This is a genomic window from Sphingomonas sp. 35-24ZXX (genome assembly GCF_000786215.1).
Taxonomy (GTDB): domain Bacteria; phylum Pseudomonadota; class Alphaproteobacteria; order Sphingomonadales; family Sphingomonadaceae; genus Blastomonas.
The window spans coordinates 385,350-405,224 of record NZ_JROG01000003.1 but is presented as its reverse complement, the minus strand read 5'-3'; the positions used below and the strand labels follow the sequence as shown (position 1 = coordinate 405,224).

The 19,875-nt window shown below is 63.7% G+C and carries 20 protein-coding genes; 10 read left to right on the top strand and 10 right to left on the bottom strand.

The window, feature by feature from the left end:
* Positions 1–2: 2 nt before the first annotated feature.
* Positions 3–380 carry a winged helix-turn-helix transcriptional regulator gene (locus LI72_RS04605; RefSeq protein ID WP_033924668.1) on the bottom strand — a complete coding sequence of 126 codons (378 nt, stop codon included), beginning with the start codon at positions 378–380 and terminating at the stop codon, positions 3–5.
* Between the two features lie 99 nt (positions 381–479).
* On the opposite strand from LI72_RS04605, the gene LI72_RS04600 reads away from it, so the two are divergent.
* Entirely contained in the window at positions 480–1,541 is a 1,062-nt protein-coding gene (locus LI72_RS04600) for an SDR family oxidoreductase (protein ID WP_033924667.1), read from the top strand.
* An 8-nt stretch (positions 1,542–1,549) separates the two neighbouring features.
* On the opposite strand, the gene LI72_RS04595 is transcribed toward LI72_RS04600, so the two are convergent.
* Positions 1,550–2,176, bottom strand: a complete 627-nt coding sequence (locus LI72_RS04595) for a pyridoxamine 5'-phosphate oxidase family protein (RefSeq protein WP_033924666.1) — start codon at positions 2,174–2,176, stop codon at positions 1,550–1,552.
* A 113-nt stretch (positions 2,177–2,289) separates the two neighbouring features.
* On the opposite strand from LI72_RS04595, the gene lipA reads away from it, so the two are divergent.
* The gene (gene lipA / locus LI72_RS04590; protein WP_033924665.1) at positions 2,290–3,231 is read left to right on the top strand and encodes a lipoyl synthase; all 942 of its coding nucleotides are present in this window, start codon (positions 2,290–2,292) and stop codon (positions 3,229–3,231) included.
* 6 nt (positions 3,232–3,237) lie between these two features.
* Positions 3,238–3,702, top strand: a complete 465-nt coding sequence (locus tag LI72_RS04585) for a type II toxin-antitoxin system RatA family toxin (RefSeq protein WP_033924664.1) — start codon at positions 3,238–3,240, stop codon at positions 3,700–3,702.
* Here LI72_RS04585 and LI72_RS04580 read toward each other — a convergent pair.
* Genes LI72_RS04580 through LI72_RS04570 form a run of 3 tightly spaced genes read right to left on the bottom strand, consistent with a single transcriptional unit; the run spans position 3,660 to position 5,921 of the window.
* On the bottom strand, positions 3,660–4,163 hold the full coding sequence (locus tag LI72_RS04580; protein WP_033924663.1) for a CinA family protein: 504 nt from the start codon (positions 4,161–4,163) through the stop codon (positions 3,660–3,662). The two genes, LI72_RS04585 and LI72_RS04580, sit on opposite strands and share 43 nt — an antisense overlap.
* Positions 4,160–4,717, bottom strand: a complete 558-nt coding sequence (locus tag LI72_RS04575; protein WP_156139482.1) for a hypothetical protein — start codon at positions 4,715–4,717, stop codon at positions 4,160–4,162. Before LI72_RS04575 ends, LI72_RS04580 begins: the two co-directional genes overlap by 4 nt.
* A 19-nt stretch (positions 4,718–4,736) precedes the next feature.
* Positions 4,737–5,921, bottom strand: coding sequence for a bifunctional 2-C-methyl-D-erythritol 4-phosphate cytidylyltransferase/2-C-methyl-D-erythritol 2,4-cyclodiphosphate synthase (locus LI72_RS04570; RefSeq protein WP_033924661.1), 1,185 nt, complete (start codon positions 5,919–5,921; stop codon positions 4,737–4,739).
* Positions 5,922–6,008: 87 nt separating this feature from the next.
* Here LI72_RS04570 and dusB point away from each other — a divergent pair, with 87 nt between their 5' ends.
* The 7 genes from dusB to hflX all read left to right on the top strand — a co-directional run bounded on the left by dusB (position 6,009) and on the right by hflX (position 15,296).
* Positions 6,009–7,016 carry a tRNA dihydrouridine synthase DusB gene (gene dusB / locus LI72_RS04565; protein WP_033924660.1) on the top strand — a complete coding sequence of 336 codons (1,008 nt, stop codon included), beginning with the start codon at positions 6,009–6,011 and terminating at the stop codon, positions 7,014–7,016.
* Positions 7,016–8,092: a two-component system sensor histidine kinase NtrB gene (locus LI72_RS04560; RefSeq protein WP_052129504.1), complete on the top strand. Its 1,077-nt coding sequence runs from the start codon at positions 7,016–7,018 to the stop codon at positions 8,090–8,092. Before dusB ends, LI72_RS04560 begins: the two co-directional genes overlap by 1 nt.
* A 14-nt stretch (positions 8,093–8,106) precedes the next feature.
* Positions 8,107–9,522: a sigma-54-dependent transcriptional regulator gene (locus LI72_RS04555; protein WP_033924659.1), complete on the top strand. Its 1,416-nt coding sequence runs from the start codon at positions 8,107–8,109 to the stop codon at positions 9,520–9,522.
* Positions 9,523–9,606: 84 nt separating this feature from the next.
* Complete coding sequence (locus LI72_RS04550; RefSeq protein ID WP_033924658.1) at positions 9,607–11,931, top strand: sensor histidine kinase; 2,325 nt, start codon at positions 9,607–9,609, stop codon at positions 11,929–11,931.
* Positions 11,932–11,934: 3 nt separating this feature from the next.
* Positions 11,935–13,299 (top strand): nitrogen assimilation response regulator NtrX, encoded by a 1,365-nt coding sequence (gene ntrX / locus LI72_RS04545; protein ID WP_033924657.1) that lies wholly within the window; start codon positions 11,935–11,937, stop codon positions 13,297–13,299.
* 98 nt (positions 13,300–13,397) lie between these two features.
* Positions 13,398–13,949, top strand: a complete 552-nt coding sequence (hfq, locus tag LI72_RS04540; protein WP_443018113.1) for an RNA chaperone Hfq — start codon at positions 13,398–13,400, stop codon at positions 13,947–13,949.
* 39 nt (positions 13,950–13,988) lie between these two features.
* On the top strand, positions 13,989–15,296 hold the full coding sequence (gene hflX, locus LI72_RS04535; RefSeq protein WP_033924655.1) for a GTPase HflX: 1,308 nt from the start codon (positions 13,989–13,991) through the stop codon (positions 15,294–15,296).
* Here the strand turns inward: hflX and mazG are convergent.
* The 5 genes from mazG to metG are packed head-to-tail and all read right to left on the bottom strand — an operon-like array spanning position 15,291 to position 19,869.
* Positions 15,291–16,094: a nucleoside triphosphate pyrophosphohydrolase gene (gene mazG, locus LI72_RS04530; RefSeq protein ID WP_052129502.1), complete on the bottom strand. Its 804-nt coding sequence runs from the start codon at positions 16,092–16,094 to the stop codon at positions 15,291–15,293. The genes hflX and mazG overlap by 6 nt on opposite strands.
* 40 nt (positions 16,095–16,134) lie before the next feature.
* Positions 16,135–16,755, bottom strand: a complete 621-nt coding sequence (locus LI72_RS04525; protein WP_033924654.1) for a retropepsin-like aspartic protease family protein — start codon at positions 16,753–16,755, stop codon at positions 16,135–16,137.
* Positions 16,752–17,531 (bottom strand): MBL fold metallo-hydrolase, encoded by a 780-nt coding sequence (locus tag LI72_RS04520; protein ID WP_033924653.1) that lies wholly within the window; start codon positions 17,529–17,531, stop codon positions 16,752–16,754. Before LI72_RS04520 ends, LI72_RS04525 begins: the two co-directional genes overlap by 4 nt.
* Positions 17,528–18,307, bottom strand: a complete 780-nt coding sequence (locus LI72_RS04515; RefSeq protein WP_033924652.1) for a TatD family hydrolase — start codon at positions 18,305–18,307, stop codon at positions 17,528–17,530. Before LI72_RS04515 ends, LI72_RS04520 begins: the two co-directional genes overlap by 4 nt.
* Positions 18,307–19,869, bottom strand: coding sequence for a methionine--tRNA ligase (gene metG, locus LI72_RS04510; protein ID WP_033924651.1), 1,563 nt, complete (start codon positions 19,867–19,869; stop codon positions 18,307–18,309). The genes LI72_RS04515 and metG overlap by 1 nt, the downstream gene beginning before the upstream one ends.
* Positions 19,870–19,875: the final 6 nt, after the last annotated feature.

Below are 19,875 nucleotides of genomic sequence, written 5' to 3'. Positions count from 1 at the left end.
GCTCAGCGACGGGACGAAGGGCGATCGACCAGAGCATCGAGCGCGTCGGCGTTTTGCCGGCTCCACGCGTATAGAAGTTCGACGGGTTCGACAAAACGGTCGCCCAGCGGCGTCAAACGATATTCCACCGCAGGCGGGATGCTTCCTTGAACATGCCGCGAAATCAGTCCGCTTGCTTCCATTTCGCGCAGCGTCTGGGTGAGCATTTTCTTGGAAATACCCGGGAGGCTGCGCAACAGCACGCCCGTCCTTGCTGCACCGGCATGGCGTGCCTGCAACGTATGCAGGATCATGCTCGTCCATTTCGTTGCAAACAGCGCGAGAACTCGGCGCGGAGCGCAGTCTTCGCGCCATTCGTCATCGGCTGATCCAGGCTTCATGGTGGTTACCTCCAGGTGACTATGTCCCCAATTGGTGCCGTCTAGAACATTGACCTGCCGCTGCCTAGCTGACGAGGCACGGAACACAGGAGATCGAAGATGGCAAGGACGGCATTGGTAGTGGGCGCAAGCGGGATTATCGGCAGTGCCACCGCGCAGTTGCTGGTCGACCAGGGCTGGAGGGTTCACGGACTGGCGCGTCGGCCGAGCACCCAGGACAAGGTGCTGCCGGTGGTGGCAGATCTGCAGGACGCAGCAGGGACGGCAGCAGCGCTGGCGTCCATCGACCCTGATGCCGTCTTCATCACAACATGGCTGCGTCAGTCCAGCGAGGCAGAAAACATTCGGGTCAATGCCGCGATGGTCCGCAATCTGCTGGACGGCCTGCCCAGGCCGACCGCACCACGGCATGTCGCGCTGGTGACGGGGCTCAAGCATTACCTCGGGCCGTTCGAGGCATATGGGAAAGGTTCCTTGCCGCAAACCCCGTTTCGCGAGGAGCAGCCTCGGCTGGGCGTAGAGAACTTCTATTACGCGCAAGAGGACGAACTCTTCAACGCTGCAGCGCGCGATGGCTTCACCTGGAGTGTTCATCGTCCGCATACCGTGATCGGGAAAGCGGTGGGCAATGCCATGAACATGGGAACAACGCTGGCGGTCTATGCGACACTCTGCCGAGAGACGGGGCGGCCGTTCGCTTTTCCAGGATCGGCGACCCAGTGGAACAGCCTGACCGATATGACCGAGGCGCGGCAGCTTGCCCGGCAGCTGCTCTGGGCAGTAGACACCGAGGCCGCGCACAATGAAGCGTTCAATGTGGTCAACGGCGACGTCTTCCGCTGGAAGTGGATGTGGGGCCAGATCGCGGACTGGTTCGGGGTGCAGGCTGCAGAGTTCGATGGCGTGCTGCGTCCGCTGGAAGCCCAGATGGCAGACGATGCGGGCCTTTGGCGGGACATTGCGGCGCGCGAGGGCTTGACCGAACCCGACCTGAAGCGCCTCGCATCACCCTGGCACACCGACGCTGACCTGGGTCGCCCGATAGAGGTGGTCACTGACATGTCGAAAAGCCGCAGTCTGGGTTTTAATGGCTACCAGTCCACCAATGGCGCGTTTTTCGATCTTTTTGCGCAGCTGCGTGCTGACCGCCTGATCCCGTAACCCCGATATCACGGCACCAGCCACTTACCCTGCCATGCGTCCACGGGTGAGCGGACAAACAGAGCGCGGCGATGGCCGGTGTGGGCCAGGTGGAGGAATTCGACGGTGTCGATGTCTGCCATCAGCAGGGCGAAATTGGCGCGGCCGGGCGCGACCTCAGCCTCGTCTTCGGGCTTGCGACCCTCGATATCGGCGGCAAGGCCCGAGACCGGCAGATCGGAGACCGTGCCCGGGGCAGGGTCGGCAAGATAGCAGCGCCGGGCAAACAGCGTGGCCTCGGCCCATGCCCGGTCGGCCGCGGGCGTGTCGGTCTCGATCCTCGCGGTGCCCGAAAGCCTGAACTGGCGCTTGGCCCCCGCATCATAGCCCAGGATCGACACCGGACTTCCCGACCCCACCTGCTCGGCCTTGGCCGCGCGCGCATCGGTGTGGAAGCGCAGTGTCGCGGTGGCGCGATCAAAAGCGCGCAGCACCATCACCCGCTGGCTGGGGATGCCAGCCTTTGTGACCGTCGCCACCACGGGCGTATGCATCGCCGCGCGGCGATCCTTGGCGGCACGGCCCAGCCGCTGCCAGACATCGGCGAGAACGGCATCGAGGTCATCGGGCAGGTCGAACGTGTTGGCGGATTCCATTGGTGCTCCAGAGGATTGCGGACATGCAGGCGCGCAGCGTCGGGCGATAGGTGTGATCGCCAGGTTGCTTTTACCAGTGGAAGTGGCGTCATCGCTGCGCTAAAGCGCGGATCATGAACGACATCACCCCCATCGCCACCCCCGAGGGTCGCCCGGCCCGTGTCCGCAAGCCCGACTGGATCCGCGTTCGCGCGCCTACCAGCAAGGGGTTCAACGAGACTCGCAAACTGATGCGCGATCTCAATCTCAACACCGTGTGCGAAGAGGCGGCGTGCCCCAATATCGGCGAATGCTGGACCAAGAAGCACGCCACGGTGATGATTCTGGGTGACGTCTGCACCCGCGCCTGCGCGTTCTGCAACGTCAAGACCGGCATGCCGCGCGCTGTCGACCTCAAGGAACCGCAGCACGTCGCCGATGCCGCCGCGCAGATGGGGCTGGAGCATATCGTGATCACCTCGGTGGACCGCGATGACCTTGCCGATGGCGGTGCCAGCCAGTTCGTCAAGGTGATCGAGGCGCTGCGGCGCACCACGCCCAAGACCACGATCGAGATTCTCACCCCCGATTTTCGCAACAAGCACGAAGCGGCGGTGGAGGCGATCGTGACCGCGCGTCCGGACGTCTATAACCACAATCTGGAAACCGTCCCCCGGCTGTATCCGACCATCCGTCCCGGCGCGCGCTATTATGCGTCGCTGCGGCTGCTCGAGATGGTCAAGCGGCTCGACCCTTCGATCTTCACCAAGTCGGGCGTCATGCTGGGCCTGGGCGAGGAACGGCTGGAAGTGCACCAGGTGATGGACGACATGCGCTCGGCCGATGTCGATTTTCTGACCATGGGCCAGTATCTGCAGCCCACGCCGCGTCATGCCAAGGTCATCGATTTCGTGACCCCCAAGGCGTTCGATGCCTATGCCGCGATCGCGCGGGCCAAGGGCTTCCTGCAGGTGGCATCGAGCCCGCTCACGCGCTCGAGCTATCACGCCGGCGAGGATTTCGCGCAGATGCGCGCTGCGCGCGAGGCCAAGCTCGCCAAGCAGGCAGCGCGCTGAACCGCCATGCCTTCGCATCGTGAGACCCGGCAACTGCCCTTTCGGCCCGACCAGATGTACGATCTGGTCGCCGATGTCGCGCGCTATGCCGAGTTTCTGCCGTGGGTGATCGCCACGCGGGTCAAGTCCGACAGTCCGACCGAGATGGTCGCGGACATGGTGGTGGGCTTCAAGCAGTTGCGCGAGAAATTCACCTCGAAGGTCACCAAGGTGCCGGGCGAACGGATCGAGGTCGAATATCTGGATGGGCCGCTCAAGAACCTCGAGAATGTCTGGCAGTTTGCCAGCGACGGGCAGGGGGGCTGCTCGCTCGACTTCTACGTGGCGTTCACGTTCAAGAACCGGCTGTTTGAATCGCTGGCCGGCCAGTATTTCGACCGCGCGTTCCGCAAGATGGTGAGCGCGTTCGAAACTCGCGCGGCCGAACTTTACGGCAGCAGCAATTCCAGCGCGGCGAGCGCGGCTTCCTGACGGATTTCGGCGCGGCTGAGCGTCGGGTCGAAATTTTTCTGTTCGGCGCTGATGTCGTTTTCGCTCTGTCCGCGCAGCGCGCAGGCGAACACCACGGTGCCCACCGGCTTGCTCTCGCTGCCGCCGCCAGGACCGGCGATGCCGGTAATCGCAACTGCCACATCGGCGTCCGAATGTTTCAGCGCGCCGCGTGCCATGCCCCAGGCCACAGCAACCGACACCGCACCGAATGTATCGATCAGCTCGGCGCTTACACCGAGCGACTCGATCTTGGCTTCGTTCGAATAGGTGACAAATCCGCGTTCCAGAACGTCGGAGCTTCCCGGAATTTCGGTCAGCGCCGCGCAGACCAGGCCGCCGGTGCAGCTTTCCGCGAGCACGACCTTGCGCCCGACCGCCGCGTTCTCGGCAATGACGCGCGCGGCGAGATGGGTCAGCCGCGGGGGCAAAAGGCTGTTCACTTTGCGCCGTCCTTGCAGATCGTAAACGGTGTCGCATCCCGCGCACCAGGCTTCTTGGCGGAATCATCCATCTTGAGGATGGCGACCAGCAGCTTGCCGATATTCTCGGGCGGCAAGGGTTCGAGCGCGCCGTAGAACTCGTCGATGGCGCTGCAATCGGTCGGTTTGATTTCCTGCTCGACCATCGCCGAAATCGCAGCCGTCAGCAGCGGGCGGACCAGCGCGGGATCGGTTTCGGGGGGCAGCGGCAGCTCGACTGCCGCCATGAAGGCGCGGCCAGCCTTGGGCCAGGCCCTTTCGGCGGCGGGCTGATAGACCTGCGCGATTCGCGCCGACGACCGGGTCAGCGCGGCGGTCGCGGGCAGGTGCGGCAGGCAGGCGCGCCGTGCGCTGGTCAGGGCATCGGGCAACGCTGCCACGGCCACCGATTGGGCTTCGGTCGGCGTCAGGCAGCCACCTGCCGCGGTCTGCGCGGCTTGCACGGGCAAGCTCACCATTGCGCCAGCCAGCAGCAGGGCCCTGGCGGAATTCCTGAAGATCTGTGGGGTTGTCATGCGATTGTTTCCTGATCTGTTATCCGGTGACCATCACGTTGGCCACCGCCTGCGCGGCAATGCCTTCGCCGCGTCCGGTAAAGCCAAGGCGTTCGGTCGTGGTCGCCTTGACCCCGACCTGATCGCCCCGGACGCCAAGGATAGTGGCAATGCGTTGCTGAATGGCGGCCTTGTGCGGGCCGATTTTCGGCGCCTCGCAAATGATGGTAAGGTCGATATTGGCGATTTCGCCGCCCTTGGCCCTGACCAGCGAGGCTGCATGCGCCAAAAATTGCGCGGAATCCGCGCCACGCCATTGCGGGTCGCTCGGCGGAAAATGCTCGCCGATATCGCCCAGCGCCATCGCACCGAGCAGCGCATCGGTGATCGCGTGCAACGCGACATCGGCGTCGCTGTGGCCGACCAGTCCGCGATCGTGCTCGATCCGGATGCCGCCCAGCCAAAGCTCCTCGCCGCTTGCCAGCCGGTGGACGTCATAGCCCATGCCGGTGCGGGTAAAGACGACAGGAGGGGAGGCGGTCATCGCAAAATCCTGAGCAAAGGTGATCTTCTTCAGTGCCTCATCGCCCTCGATCAGCGCGACAGCTAGGCCATGGGCGCGAGCGATCTGGCTATCGTCGGTGGCGGTGGCGTCATCGGGCCAGGCGAGATGCGCGGCAAGGATCGCATCGAAATGAAAGGCCTGCGGCGTTTGTACCCGCCAGAGGTCGGATCGTTCCACCGCTGCCTGCATCAGGCCATCATCGCCGCGCACGATGCTGTCGACGACGGGCAAGACGGGCACGGCACCGGGGGATGTTTGCAGCGCGGCGTCCAGCCGCGACAGAACGTCGACTGCCAGATGCGGGCGCGCGGCGTCGTGGATATGGACCTTTTCCGCTCCGCCATTGGCAGCGATGGCGAGCAGGCCCAGCCGCACCGAGTCCCGTCGCTCGGCGCCACCGATGACAAGTTCCACGCCCTCGATCCCCTCAAGCGCCTGCTCGGCCAGGGCCTGCTGGCCCTCGCCGATCACGACAACCAGGCGGATACCGGGATGCCACGCAACGAACGCCTCGATGCTGTGACGAAGCAGCGGCTTGCCCTGGTGGAGAGCGAATTGCTTGGGAAGGTCGCCGCCCGCCCGCAGGCCCTTGCCTGCTGCCACCACAAGCGCAGCGATGCGGTGGGAATCCGGTGTCGCAAGGGATGGCGTGTCGGTCATCGGGCAGGGCGCATAGACCAAGTGCCGCTTGCCCGCTAGCGGCTTTGCGATTATGGGCCTGCCCAAATATTAGGCACAGATCCCATCATGACCCATGCTCCCGCGCTCAAGCCGATCCACATCGGCCCGCTACAGATCGACGAACCGGTGCTGCTCGCGCCGATGACCGGCGTGACCGACATGCCGTTTCGGACTTTGGTGCGCCGCTATGGCTCGGGGCTCAACGTCACCGAAATGATCGCCAGCCAGGCGATGATCCGCGAAACCCGCCAGTCGCTGCAGAAGGCGGCCTGGCATCCAGTCGAAGAGCCGGTGTCGATGCAGCTGGCAGGCTGCGGCCCCAAGGAAATGGCCGAGGCGGCCAAGCTCAACGAGGATCGCGGCGCGGCCATCATCGACATCAACATGGGCTGCCCGGTCAAGAAGGTGGTCAATGGCGATGCCGGCTCTGCGCTGATGCGCGACCTGCCGCTGGCCGCCAGCCTGATCGAAGCGACGGTGAAGGCCGTCAAGGTGCCGGTGACCGTGAAGATGCGCATGGGCTGGTGCCACGACAGCCTGAACGCGCCCGAGCTTGCGCGGATCGCCGAGGATCTGGGTGCCAAGCTGATCACCGTGCACGGTCGTACCCGCAACCAGATGTACAAGGGGTCTGCCGACTGGGCGTTCGTCGCGAAGGTCAAGGCTGCGGTGAAGCTGCCGGTGATCGTCAATGGCGACATCTGCTCCATCGAGGATGCCCGCACCGCGCTGGACCAGAGTGGCGCCGATGGCGTGATGATCGGCCGCGGAGCCTATGGCAAGCCGTGGCTGCTGGGGCAGGTCATGCACGCCCTGCGCACCGGCGAGACGCTGCCCGATCCTGATCTCGACGAGCAGTATGCCGTGATCGTCGAGCATTATCAGGCGATGCTCGAGCATTATGGCACCGATACCGGGGTCAAGATGGCTCGCAAGCATCTGGGCTGGTACACCAAGGGGCTGCCAGGCTCGGCCGAACTGCGCAACAAGATGAACCAGATCGACAATCCCGATGTGGTGCTTGCGATGCTGGGTGAGTTCTACCGCCCCTGGCTGCAGCGCGTCGCCGCCTGATGACAGCCATGGCCGAGCCGGTTCCGGATGCGGTCGCCCAGCTGCAAAGCCTGCCAATGGCAGTCGTCATGCTGCACGCCGATCGCACCATCGCGGCGGCCAATGCGGCCGCTGAAAACCTGCTCGAACAAAGTGCCCGACGGTTGATCGGCAGGCCGCTGGCCGAGTTTTTGCGGTTCGACGATGTCCGCATCGGCGCTGCGCTCAACCAGCCTGATACCAACCTCGCCGCACATGGCATGCGCGTCCACATCGGCCGCAGCAGCGTGCGCAAGGTCGATATCTCGCTGAGCCCGGTAGGGCAGGGCGAGGGATGGCAACTGCTGGTGCTCAACGAATCCGGCGTGGGTTCGCCCTTGTTCGAAAGCGAGGCGGGGACCGAAGGCTTTGCGGTGCGAGGGCCAGATATCCTGGCGCACGAGATCAAGAACCCGCTCGCCGCGATCAAGGGCGCGGCCCAGCTCATCGAACGCCAGCTCGACGGAGCCGGGCGCAGATTGTCGGGCCTGATCACTTCGGAGGTCGATCGCATTGCATTGCTGATCGACCAGATGCAGTCGCTCACCAGCCGCACCGCCGCGCCGACCCGGCCCTGCAACATCTACGAGCCCTTGAGCCGGGTTCGCGAAATCGTCGAGACTGCGCACCCGGACAGCGTCCAGTTCGTCGAGCGGTTTGATCCATCAATCCCGCCGGTGCTCGCCGATGCCGACAATCTCGTCCAGGTGCTGCTCAACCTGATCACCAATGCCCGCGAGGCGATGGAAGGGCAGGATGACGCCTGCATCACGCTGACCACGAAGTTCGTCAGCGGCGTGCGGCTGCGGCTGTCGCGCGACGATCGCTACATCCGGCTGCCGGTCGAGGTGCGCGTGACCGACAACGGCCCGGGCATAGACACCGATATCGCCGAAGACATCTTCTCCCCGTTCGTCACCACCAAGAAGACCGGGCAGGGGCTGGGTCTTGCGCTGGTGCAGAAACTGGTGCGCGACATGAACGGCCGGATCGTGCACGACCGCGATACGGCGCTGGGGCTCACCCATTTCCGCCTCTTCCTGCCCCTGGCATCGTAAGGACACCGCAGCGCATGGCAAAATCGGTACTGCTGGTCGAAGATGACCGCGCGATCAGCCAGGTGATCATGGCGGCGCTGGAGGCCGAAGGGTGCAACGTCGATCACTGCACCTCGATCGCCCGCCGCAATGCCCTGCTCGCCAACAAGCGCTATGCCGCGATCCTGACTGACGTGATGCTCGAGGATGGCGACGGCATCGCCTCGCTGGGCAGCGTGATCGAGGGCCATCCCGATACCCCGGTGATCGTCCTGTCCGCGCAGAATACGCTCGATACCGCGGTGCGCGCCAGCGAGGCGGGAGCGTATGAATATTTTCCCAAGCCCTTCGACCTAGACGAACTGATCCGCGCCGTGCTTCAGGCCATCGCGCGCAGCAGCGACAGCACGGGCAATGCCGATAGCGACCCTGCCGACAGCGGCCTGCCTCTGGTGGGCCGCAGCGCCCCGATGCAGAATGTCTACCGCATGATCACGCGCGTGCTGCGCAATGATCTGTCGGTGCTGATCCTGGGAGAATCGGGCACCGGCAAGGAGCTGGTGGCAGAGGCGATCCATCAGCTGGGCCATCGCAAGCAGGGGCCGTTTGTCGCGGTCAACATGGCGGCGATCCCGGCAGAACTCATTGAATCCGAGCTGTTCGGGCACGAGAAAGGTGCGTTCACCGGGGCTGTCGCGCAGACCATCGGCAAGTTCGAACAGGCGCATGGCGGGACCTTGTTCCTCGACGAGATCGGCGACATGCCGATGCAGGCACAGACCCGGCTGCTGCGGACGTTGCAGACCGGGCGCATCACTCGGGTGGGAGGACATCGCGAGATCGAACTCGACGTGCGCTTCGTCGCAGCGACCAACAAGCCGTTCGGCCCGTTGATCGAGGCGGGGCTGTTCCGCGAGGATCTGTATTATCGCATCAACGTCGTGCCGATCGATCTGCCGCCGCTGCGCGACCGGTTGAGCGACATCCCCGCGCTGGTCGATCATTTCCTCGCGCTGGCGGTGCAGGAGGGGTTGCCCCGGCGCAGCTTCGATCCCACCGCAATCGCCGCAATGCAGCGGCGCAACTGGCGCGGGAATGTACGCGAGCTGCGCAATCTGGTGTTCCGAGCGGTGATCATGAGCCGCGACGACCTGATCACATCGGACGCGCTGGGCGGTATCTTTGACGAGCCTGCGCTGGGCCAGGGCGAGACTCGTCGCGAGGAAAGCGACTTCGAACAAGCGGTCAGCCGATTTCTGCTCACAGAGCGCCCGGAGCCGGGCGCGGTCTACGACAAGGCGCTGGCGGCGTTCGAAACGCCGCTGCTGCAGGCGATCATGCGCCAGTGCGACGGCAACCAGGTGCGCGCGGCCGCAATGCTGGGCATCAACCGCAACACCTTGCGCAAGAAGCTGCTCGAACACGGGCTGGCCAGCGCGGAGCTGCGCTGAACCGGTTGGCAAATGCGGTGATAGCCCGGGTTTTGCGCGAAAGCTCTTGTATTGCGGCAACAGAGCTGTTGTAGAATAAGCACTATGCCTGCGTCCGCCGCACTTCCTGCACCCCGCAAGAGCCGTCTCGCGCGCCGCTTTACGGTGATGATGCGCAAGGGCAGCCTTTTTCCGCTGCTGGAACTGGGCTGCGTCGTTCTACTGGTGGTGATGATCGCAACATCCTGGTGGCTGGTGAGCAGCTATCAGGGCCGTCAGGCGATGGTGCCCGCGCCGATCACCGCAACGTTGCTGGTGGCCAATCTGGTGCCGGCGATGGCGCTACTGGCGCTTATCGGGCGTCGTGTCGCTTTGAGCCGCGCCAATGCGAGCGGCGAGGAAGGGACGGGGCAGCTGCATGTCCGCTTCGTGGCCCTGTTCTCGCTGATCTCGTCGATCCCCATGCTGCTGGTGGTGGTGATCACCTCGCTGCTGTTTCAGTATGGCGTAGAATTCTGGTTCTCCGATCGTGCCCGCACGATGCTGGAGAATGCCAACGACCTGGCGCGGGGCTATTACGAGGAAGGGCGGCGCGACGTCTCGGCCGAAACCGTCGCGATGGCCAGCGACCTGCGCGAATATCTCCAGCAGACTCGGATCGACAGCCCCGAATTCGCCGAAGCCTATGTCTTCCAGGTCGTCGGTCGCAAGATGAACGAGTCGGCGATCGTCGAGGTGGGCGAAGATGGCGTGCTGCGCACCGCCGCCATCGTCGACCCCGATAACCGGACATCGTCGGATCGCGTCAGCCCGGACATCATCCGCAAGCTCGACGGCGGCGAAAGCGCGGTCATTTCCGCCGAGTCCGACCGGATCGAGGTGGTCACGCCGATCGACCGCGATGCCAAGGTCTATCTCTATGTGGCGCGCGCCTCCAACCAGCTTGCGCTCAGCCAGTGGGAACGCGCGCAGACGGTACTGTCGGACTACAAAGCGCTGTTCTCGCGTTCGCAGAACCTTCAGGTCCGCTTCAACATCGCGCTGTTCGTCGTCTCACTGCTGCTCGTCGCGGTCGCACTCTGGGCGGCGCTCAAGTTCGCCGACCGGATGGTGCGTCCGCTGACCGACATGGCGGGCGCCGCGCGTGATATTAGCACCGGCAATTTCGCGATCCGGGTCGATACCGCCAACCGCACCGACGAGGTCGGCGTGCTGGGCCGGGCATTCAACCGCATGGCCAGCCGTCTGGCCGAACAGACCTCCGCGCTGATCCGCGCAAATAGCCAGCTCGACGATCGCCGCGCGTTTACCGAAGCCGTGCTCGAATCGGTCAGCGCCGGGGTCATTTCGGTCGATCCGATGGGCATGGTGCGGCTGATGAACAGTACGGCGCAGCGGCTGTTGCAGGTCAATGCCGAACAGTGCCTGGGCTGCACCCTCTCCAGCACCGCGCCGCCCTTTGCGCGGCTGGTGGGGGAGGGCACCGAAAAGGCGGTGATCCAGTATTCACGCGGCAACGATCTGCTGACCCTGGCCGTGCGCGTGGTGCGCGAGCCTTATGGCATCGTGATCACCTTCGAGGACATCACCCAGCAGCTGGTCGATCAGCGCCAGGCGGCCTGGTCCGATGTCGCGCGACGCATCGCGCACGAAATCAAGAACCCGTTGACCCCGATCCAGCTCGCCGCCGAACGGCTGAAGCGGCGATACGCCAGCAAGGTCAGCGAAGACGATGCCACGTTCGGTCAGCTGACCGACACCATCGTCCGTCAGGTCGGCGACCTGCGCAACATGGTCGATGAGTTCTCTTCCTTCGCGCGGATGCCCAAGCCGGTGTTCCGTGAAGAGAATTTCTTCGATCTGGTGCGCCAGGCGATCTTCCTGCAGGAAGTCGCGCATCCCGGCATCCGCTTTGCCGCCGACGGAGTGCACGAGGGCAGCGATCTGTACTGTGACCGCCGCCAGATCGGCCAGGCCGTCACCAACATCCTCAAGAACGCGGTCGAGGCGATCGAGGCACGCCAGCAGGGCGACGAAGGTCACCAGGGCGCGGTGACCGCGACGGTTTCGTTGCACGACCAGCACCTTGTGCTGATGCTCGACGACAATGGCATCGGCCTGCCCGCCGATCGCGACCGGATTGTCGAGCCGTACATGACCACGCGCGAAAAGGGCACGGGGCTGGGCCTCGCGATCGTCAAGAAGATTGTCGAGGAGCATTTCGGCGAATTGTCGTTCGAACCCAATGCAGAAGGGGGAACCCGCGTAACCATTCGCATGGACACCGCGTTGCTGAAGGGTAGCGCTCTGCAGGACAGCGGCGCCGACAACCGGCGCGCAGGGACCGAAAAGATGCCGGCCATGTCAGCGCGCGCCGAACGGCCGCGCGGCGAGCTGAGCCCCACCGCCCAGGATGAGGAAAGCAACTGATCTATGCCTTTGGAAATTCTGATCGTTGACGACGAACGCGACATTCGCGACCTGGTATCCGGCGTGCTGGAGGACGAGGGCTATCGCTGCCGAACCGCCGGGGTGAGCGACGAGGCCCTGGCCGCGATCGACGAACGACGGCCTTCGTTGGTGCTGCTTGACGTCTGGCTCAAGGGCAGCATGCTGGACGGGCTTGAACTGCTCGACGAGATCAAGGCGCGCGATGCCGACCTGCCAGTGATCATCTTTTCGGGCCATGGCAATATCGACACCGCTGTCTCGGCGATTTCGCGCGGCGCGATGGATTTCATCGAAAAGCCGTTCGAGGCCGAGCGGCTGATCCATATGGTGGCGCGCGGCACCGAAACCGCGCGGCTGCGCCGCGAAAACGCGCAACTGCGCGAGAAGCTCGGCATCTCTGACGAGCTGACCGGCAATTCCAGCGCGATCAACACCGTGCGCGCAACGCTCAAGCGGGTCGCCAACAGTGGCAGCCGCCTGCTGATCACCGGGCCTGCCGGCGTCGGCAAGGAGGTTGCGGCACGGTTGCTGCACAGCTGGAGCGGGCGTGCCAGCGGTCCTTTCATCACGGTCAACTCCGCCCGCATGACGCCCGACCGGTTCGAGCAGGAGCTGTTCGGCGAAGAGGATCAGAACCGGCCCGCCACCCCTGGCCTGCTCGAGCGGGCCCATGGCGGCACACTGTTCCTCGACGAGGTCGCCGACATGCCCGAATCGACCCAGGCCAAGATTCTGCGCGTGCTGACCGATCAGAGCTTTGCCCGTGTCGGATCGACACGGCCGATCAAGGTCGACGTGCGGTTCGTGTCGGCCACCTCGCGCAATCTGGAGCACGAAATCGCCGAAGGTCGTTTCCGCGAAGACCTGTTCTATCGCCTGAACGTGGTCCCCGTCGAGATTCCCGCGCTGACCGACCGGCGCGACGACATTCCTGCATTGGTCGAGCATTATGTCGCCCGGTTTGCCAGCGAGCACGGCATCACGCCGCCGGAGACCAGCAGCGAGGCCATGGCGGCGCTGCAGAGCTACAACTGGCCGGGCAATGTCCGCCAACTGCGCAATGTCATCGAGCGCACGATCATCCTTGCGCCGCGGGGCCGATTGAGCCGGATCGATGTCGACATGCTGCCGCCTGAACTGGTGCAGGGCGATGGCGGGCGCGCGGCGGGCATTTCCAGCCTGATGGGCGTCCCGCTGCGCGAGGCGCGCGAAAGCTTCGAGCGCGAATATCTCAAGATCCAGATCCGCCGTTTTTCGGGCAATATTTCGAAGACCGCCGAATTCATCGGGATGGAAAGGTCCGCATTGCATCGCAAGCTCAAGCTGCTCGGGCTGCACGACCGATAATCGGCGAGAAAGCTGCAAACTGACCATTGGCGCATTGCCGGTTCGGCACTATGTAGGAACTGCGTATTCTCCAGCGCAGCCGGGGCCGGATGTGGCGGATCGGCTTTTCAAGAACCGTGGCGCAACGTCGTCACCAAGACCGGGGGTCAAAAATGACCGAAAAGGCTCAAAGCATTCAGGATGTTTTCCTCAACTCCCTGAGAAAATCCAAAATTCCCGTAACCATGTTCCTCGTCAAGGGCGTCAAGCTTCAAGGCATCGTGACCTGGTTCGACAATTTCTCGGTGATGCTGCGCCGCGATGGCCAGTCGCAGCTGGTTTACAAGCACGCGATTTCGACCGTGATGCCCGCTCAGCCGATCGACCTTGGCATGTTTGCCGGGCTGATGGGGGCCAAGAGCGCCAAGAACCGCAACCTTCAGGAAGTGTTCTTGCGCACGGTGCAGGAAACAGGTGTTCCGGTGACGATGTTCCTGATCAACGGCGTGATGCTGCAGGGCAAGGTCGCAGCCTATGACCTGTTCTGCATGCTGCTCGAACGCGAAGGCATGGCGCAGCTGGCCTACAAGCACGCGGTTTCGACCGTCCAGCCCAACGCCCCGGTCGATCTGACCGGTGACTGGGCCGATGCCGAAGGCGATGAAGACTGACCCCATGGTGTTGGGGGCGGACAAGGATAGATACAAAGCTTGAACGACCCTCAGACCCTTGAGTACGCCCGCGGTGCGCGGGCCGTCATAGCCTATCCCGAGCTTGGCCGACGCGGCGCGATCGATCCCGACGCACGCCTCGATGAGGCGCGCGGCCTTGCGCTCGCGATCGGCATCCAGGTCTGTGCTGCGCATGCCTTTCGCATCCGGACAGCACGCCCCGCGACGCTGTTCGGGGGCGGGCAGGTGGAGATAATCGCCGCCAGCCTGGAAGACGAGAAAGCCGAGCTGCTGATCGTCGATGGCAGCCTGTCGGCGATCCAGCAGCGCAATCTCGAAGAGCGGCTCAAGATCAAGGTCATCGACCGCACCGGATTGATCCTCGAGATCTTCGGCGAGCGTGCCGCGACAGCCGAAGGGCGGTTGCAGGTCGAGCTGGCGCATCTCGATTATCAGGCGGGCAGGCTGGTGCGCAGCTGGACTCACCTCGAGCGCCAGCGCGGCGGCTTCGGCTTTCTGGGTGGTCCCGGTGAAACGCAGATCGAGGCCGACCGTCGCATGATCCGTGATCGCATGGCCAAGCTGCGCAAGGAGCTCGAGCAGGTCAAGCGCACACGCGGACTGCACCGCGAGCGGCGGCAGAAGGCACCCTGGCCGGTGGTAGCTCTGGTCGGCTACACCAACGCGGGCAAATCGACGCTGTTCAACCGCCTGACCAATGCCGGCGTGATGGCCGAAGATCTGCTGTTTGCGACGCTCGATCCCACCATGCGCGCGATCCGGCTCGATGGTGTCGAAAAGGTGATCCTGTCCGACACCGTGGGTTTCGTCTCCGATCTTCCCACAGAGCTAGTCGCAGCATTCCGCGCCACGCTGGAAGAGGTGCTCTCTGCCGATCTCATCATCCATGTGCGCGACCTCTCGCATCCCGACGCCGAAATGCAGGCGCAATCGGTGGAGACGATCCTTGCTGACCTGGGGCTGGATCTTGATCCGGTGCTGGCGGAGCAGGGGCTTGCAATTCCGCTGATCGAGGCATGGAACAAGTGGGACATTCTCGATGAAGACGCGCGCGCAAACCTCGTCGACGCGATGCCACGCGATCGTACTGTCTGTCCGATCTCGGCGCTGACTGGGGAAGGGGTGAGCGCCTTGCTGCGGGCCGCATCGAACGCGCTGGTGATCAGTCACCGGGTGCACAAGGTCCACCTTGCGCGCCATGACGGCCAGAAGATTGCCTGGCTGCATGCCCATGGCGAAGTGCTCGACAGCCGCGAGCAGGAAGACGATATCTGGCTGTCCGTGAGGCTGTCGGACAAGGATTGGGGCCGGTTTCAGGCGCTATAGCGCGCCTTCACCGCTCTTCGCGCGCTGCCAGAGCAGTTCCTTGTCGTCGAGTGACAGGGCCGTGAAGCCGTCACCGGCGATCGCTTCCATGCCGCGAAAGCGCCGTTCGAACTTGGCATTGGCCGCGCGCAGCGCGTCTTCGGCGCTGACGCCCATGTGCCTGACCATGTTGACTGCCGCAAACAGCAGGTCACCAGCCTCGTCAATGCGTTCGGCCTCGTTCTCTGCCTCGAGCAGTTCCTCGATTTCTTCGCCGATCTTTTCGACCGCGCCCATCACATCAGGCCAATCGAACCCGGTCCGCGCGGCGCGCTTCTGCAGCTTCTGCGCGCGCATCAGCGCAGGCAGCGCCAAGGCGACGCCATCCATCGCGCTCGAGGCTCCGCCATCGCTGCGCTCTTCGGCCTTGATGGCTTCCCAATCCCAGCTCTCGACCGACTGGTCTGCAAAGATGTGCGGATGGCGGCGAACCATCTTGTCGCTGATCCCGGCGATGACATCGGCCACGCTGAAATGTCCGGCTTCCTCGGCCATGCGGCTGTGGAAGACAACCTGGAGCAGAAGGTCGCCAAGCTCGTCCTTGAGTGCCGCCATGTCATCGCGCTCGATCGCGTCGTTGACCTCATAGGCTTCCTCGATCGTGTATGGCGCGATCGTCGCAAAGGTCTGTGCGACATCCCACGGACATCCGCTGTCCTTGTCGCGCAGCCGAGCCATGATCGACACCAGCCGGTCGAGCGGAACTTCGGCCGTGGGGGACGGGCTGGACGGATCGGTCGCTTCACTCTCGATGGTCATGTCTGTAAGTCCGATAATATATATTATGTTAAATTATGAATCATTCTGTTGATGGAGCCGTTTGCGGCACCAGGATCATGCTGTCGCCTTCGACGCGCCAGCTTTCAAGCTTGGAGAGAAAGTTCATGCCCAGCAGATTGGTGTCACCCAATGCATCCGAGATCAGAACATCATGATCTTTCATGTGCAACGACCCCACCTGCAGATCGGTGATCGTCGCGCGCTCGGCCTCGACCATGCCATTGGCGGTCTCGATCACGGTCGTGAGACCAAGCCCGCCGGGCTCGACCCCGGCATCGCGCGCGGCACGCGACGACATTGCGGTGACGGTTGCGCCGCTATCCACCAGGAACCGCACCGAACGCCCATTGACCACCGCTGCTACCCAGAAATGTCCATCGTCGCTCTTGCGCAGCGTCATCGGCGCGCCGGATATCGCCGGCGTACTGCCGAAACCCAGGTCCTCGGTGACCCGCTGCCAGATCAGCCGCATTTCAGGACGAAAGCTGACCAGCAGGAAGATCAGCGCGAAGATGCCAACCCAGCCCAAAGCCATCTTGAGCGTTTGCCCTATCGGCAAAGTGCGCGACACCAGGGCGCTGCCGACCAGCACCAGCAACAGCAGCCCGTAGACCAGGCTGGCGGTATCCTCGCCGTTCATCGCGCCAGCCTCGCAACCTCGATCACCAGCCCGTCAAAGCCGGGTTCGATGCCATCGGGCAATTCTGCGGTCAGCGTGGCATAATCGAGGCTCTTGTCCATATGAGTCAGGACCGTGTGCCGCGCGCGGGTGCGCCTGGCCAGATCAAGCGCCATGTCCAGGCTGGCGTGGGTCGGATGCGTCTCGTACCGCAGGCAATCGGTGACCAGCAGGTCGCAGTCCGCATACAGTGTCACCATGGCGTCGGTGATGGCACTGAAATCGGTGGCATAGACGATCGACAGGCCGTTCGCGTCGAACCGAAGCCCGGTTGATAGCACCGGGCCGTGCGGCTGATCCACCCCGCGTACCGTGATGCCGCAGATGACCTGCTCGGGCTCCAGCAGCTCCGGTGCGACGATCGCCGGATAGCCGTTGCTGGTTTCGAAGACATAGTCAAAACGGCTGACAAGGCTTTGCAGTGTATAGTCTTTGCCATAGCCTGGCAGCGGCTTGCGGCTGCGGTGATAGAGCGCGCGCAGGTCGTCGATGCCGTGGCTATGATCGGCATGGTCATGCGTCCAGATCACCGCATCCAGCGCCCCGATGTCGCAGGCCAGTAGCTGTTGGCGGAGGTCCGGCGAGGTGTCGATAAGGATTCGCTGGCCATCGCATTCGACGATCATCGAGACCCGCGAACGGCGGTTTCGCGGGTTTTCAGGGTCGCACGCCCCCCAGTCATTGCCGATGCGCGGGACGCCACCCGACGTGCCCGAACCCAGCAGGATCGCCTTCATGGGCGCGCCCGGTTGAACAGGGCGTAGAAATTGCGCGACGTGGTCTCGCACAGCTGCTCGTAGCTCTCGCCACGCAGATCGGCGAGGAAACGCGCGGTATCGGCGACAAAGGCCGGCTCGCCCTGCTTGCCGCGATGCGGAACCGGGGCCAGGAATGGTGCATCGGTTTCGACCAGCAGCCGGTCGGCGGGCAGTTCGCGTGCGACGGCCTGCAGGTCCTTGGCATTCTTGAACGTAACGATGCCCGAGATCGAGATCGAAAGCCCCATGTCGAGCACCTTGGCGGCAAAATCTGCGCTGGCGGTGAAACAGTGGATGAGGGCGGGGAAGGCCCCCTTCCCCATTTCTTCGGCCAGGATCGCCGCCGTATCGTCCTCGGCATCGCGGGTGTGGATGATCAGCGGCAGGCCGGTGGCACGCGAAGCCGCGATATGCGTCTGGAAGCTGCGGCGCTGCTGGTCGCGGTCGGAATGATCGTAATAATAGTCGAGACCGGTCTCGCCGATCCCGACCACGCGGTCATCGCTCTCGGCCCGCGCGACCAGCCGCGCGGTATCGACATCGACATGCGCGTCGGCCTCGTGCGGGTGAATGCCGATGCTGGCCCAGACATCCGCCTCGCGGTGCGCCGTTGCCGTAACCGCATCCCATTCGCTGGCGCGGGTCGAGATGTTGAGCATCGCGGTGACACCCGATGCGCGCGCGCGCTCAAGCAGATCGCCTTGCTGCTCGGCCATCCCCTTGTAATTGAGGTGGCAGTGCGAATCGACCAGCATCACTCGGCGTCTTCCGTCGGCAGATCGATGCGCGGGAACAAGGGCTTGGGTACGCCGACCTGATAGTTGCTCTCGGCCAGCGGCGAATACCAATGGCTACCCATCGCCGCGATCGAGCGCACGTCATCGGGCACGCCCATATGATCGAGCAGGGCCTTGGCGCTGGCGGGAATGACTGGCGAGATCGCGATCGCGAGCTGCGCAATCGCGATATACAGCGTCGCAAGCACCGTTTCCATCCGCTCCGGATCGGTCTTCTTGAGCGCCCAGGGCGCCTGTTCGTCAACATAGGCGTTGCACGCGAACACGGCGCGCATCCACGCCTCTATGCCCTGCGACAGCGCCAGTTCCTGCATCGCCTTGGGCATTTCGCTTTGCAATGCATCGGCCAGGACGTCAAACAACGCGCTATCGGCGGGCTGATGACCGCGGATGGCGGGAAGATAGCCGTCGAGGTTCTTGGCGATGAAGCTCAGGATGCGCTGCGCCAGATTGCCGAAGCTGTTCGACAGATCGGCATTCGACCGCAGGGCAATGGCTTGCGGCGAATAGCTGCCATCCTGTCCGAAGCTGACCTCGCGCAGCAGGAAGTAGCGAAGCTGATCGACACCAAAGGCATCAACCAGCGCGACGGGATCGACGACATTGCCCACCGACTTCGACATCTTCTCACCCTTGTTGAGCAGGAAGCCATGGCCGAACACCTGTTTGGGCAGCGGAATGTTGGCGCTCATCAGGAACGCTGGCCAGTAGACCGCGTGGAAGCGCACGATATCCTTGCCGATCAGGTGCAGATCCGCCGGCCAGTATTTCATCAGGTCGCTGTCCGCATCGGGATAGCCGAGCCCGGTCAGGTAATTGGTCAGCGCATCGACCCAGACGTACATCACATGGCCGTCGCTGCCCGGCACCTTGACCCCCCAGTCAAAGCTGGTGCGCGACACCGACAGCGGCCGCAGGCCGGATTTGACGAAGCTGACGATCTCGTTGCGGCGGGTATCGGGCTGGATGAACTCGGGATGCTCCTCGTACAGCGCCAGCAGCTTGTCCTGATACTGGTCGAGCCGGAAGAACCAGCTTTCCTCGACGGTCCATTCGACCGGCGTTCCCTGCGGAGACTGCTTGCCCCCCTGCCCGTCGTCGACCAGCTCGTCCTCGGCATAATAGGCCTCGTCGCGGACCGAATACCAGCCTTCGTAGCGATCCAGATACAGGTCGCCATTGGCTTCCATGGCCTGCCAGATCGCCTGGCTGGCACGATGATGATCGTCTTCCGATGTCTGGATGAAGCGATCATAGCTGACATCAAGTCTGTCGCACATTTCCTTGAAATAGAGCGACATCTCGTCCGCCAGCGCGCGCGGCGTGGTATCCAGCTCGCGGGCCTTTTGCAGCATCTTGAGGCCATGGACATCGGTGCCGGTCTGGAAGCGCACATCGCGCCCCATCAGCCGCTGGAACCGCGCGATGGTATCGGCGGCAATCGCCTCATACGCATGGCCGATATGCGGGCGACCGTTGGGGTAGCTGATCGCGGTGGTGATGTAATAGGGTTCGCCCATGGCGGT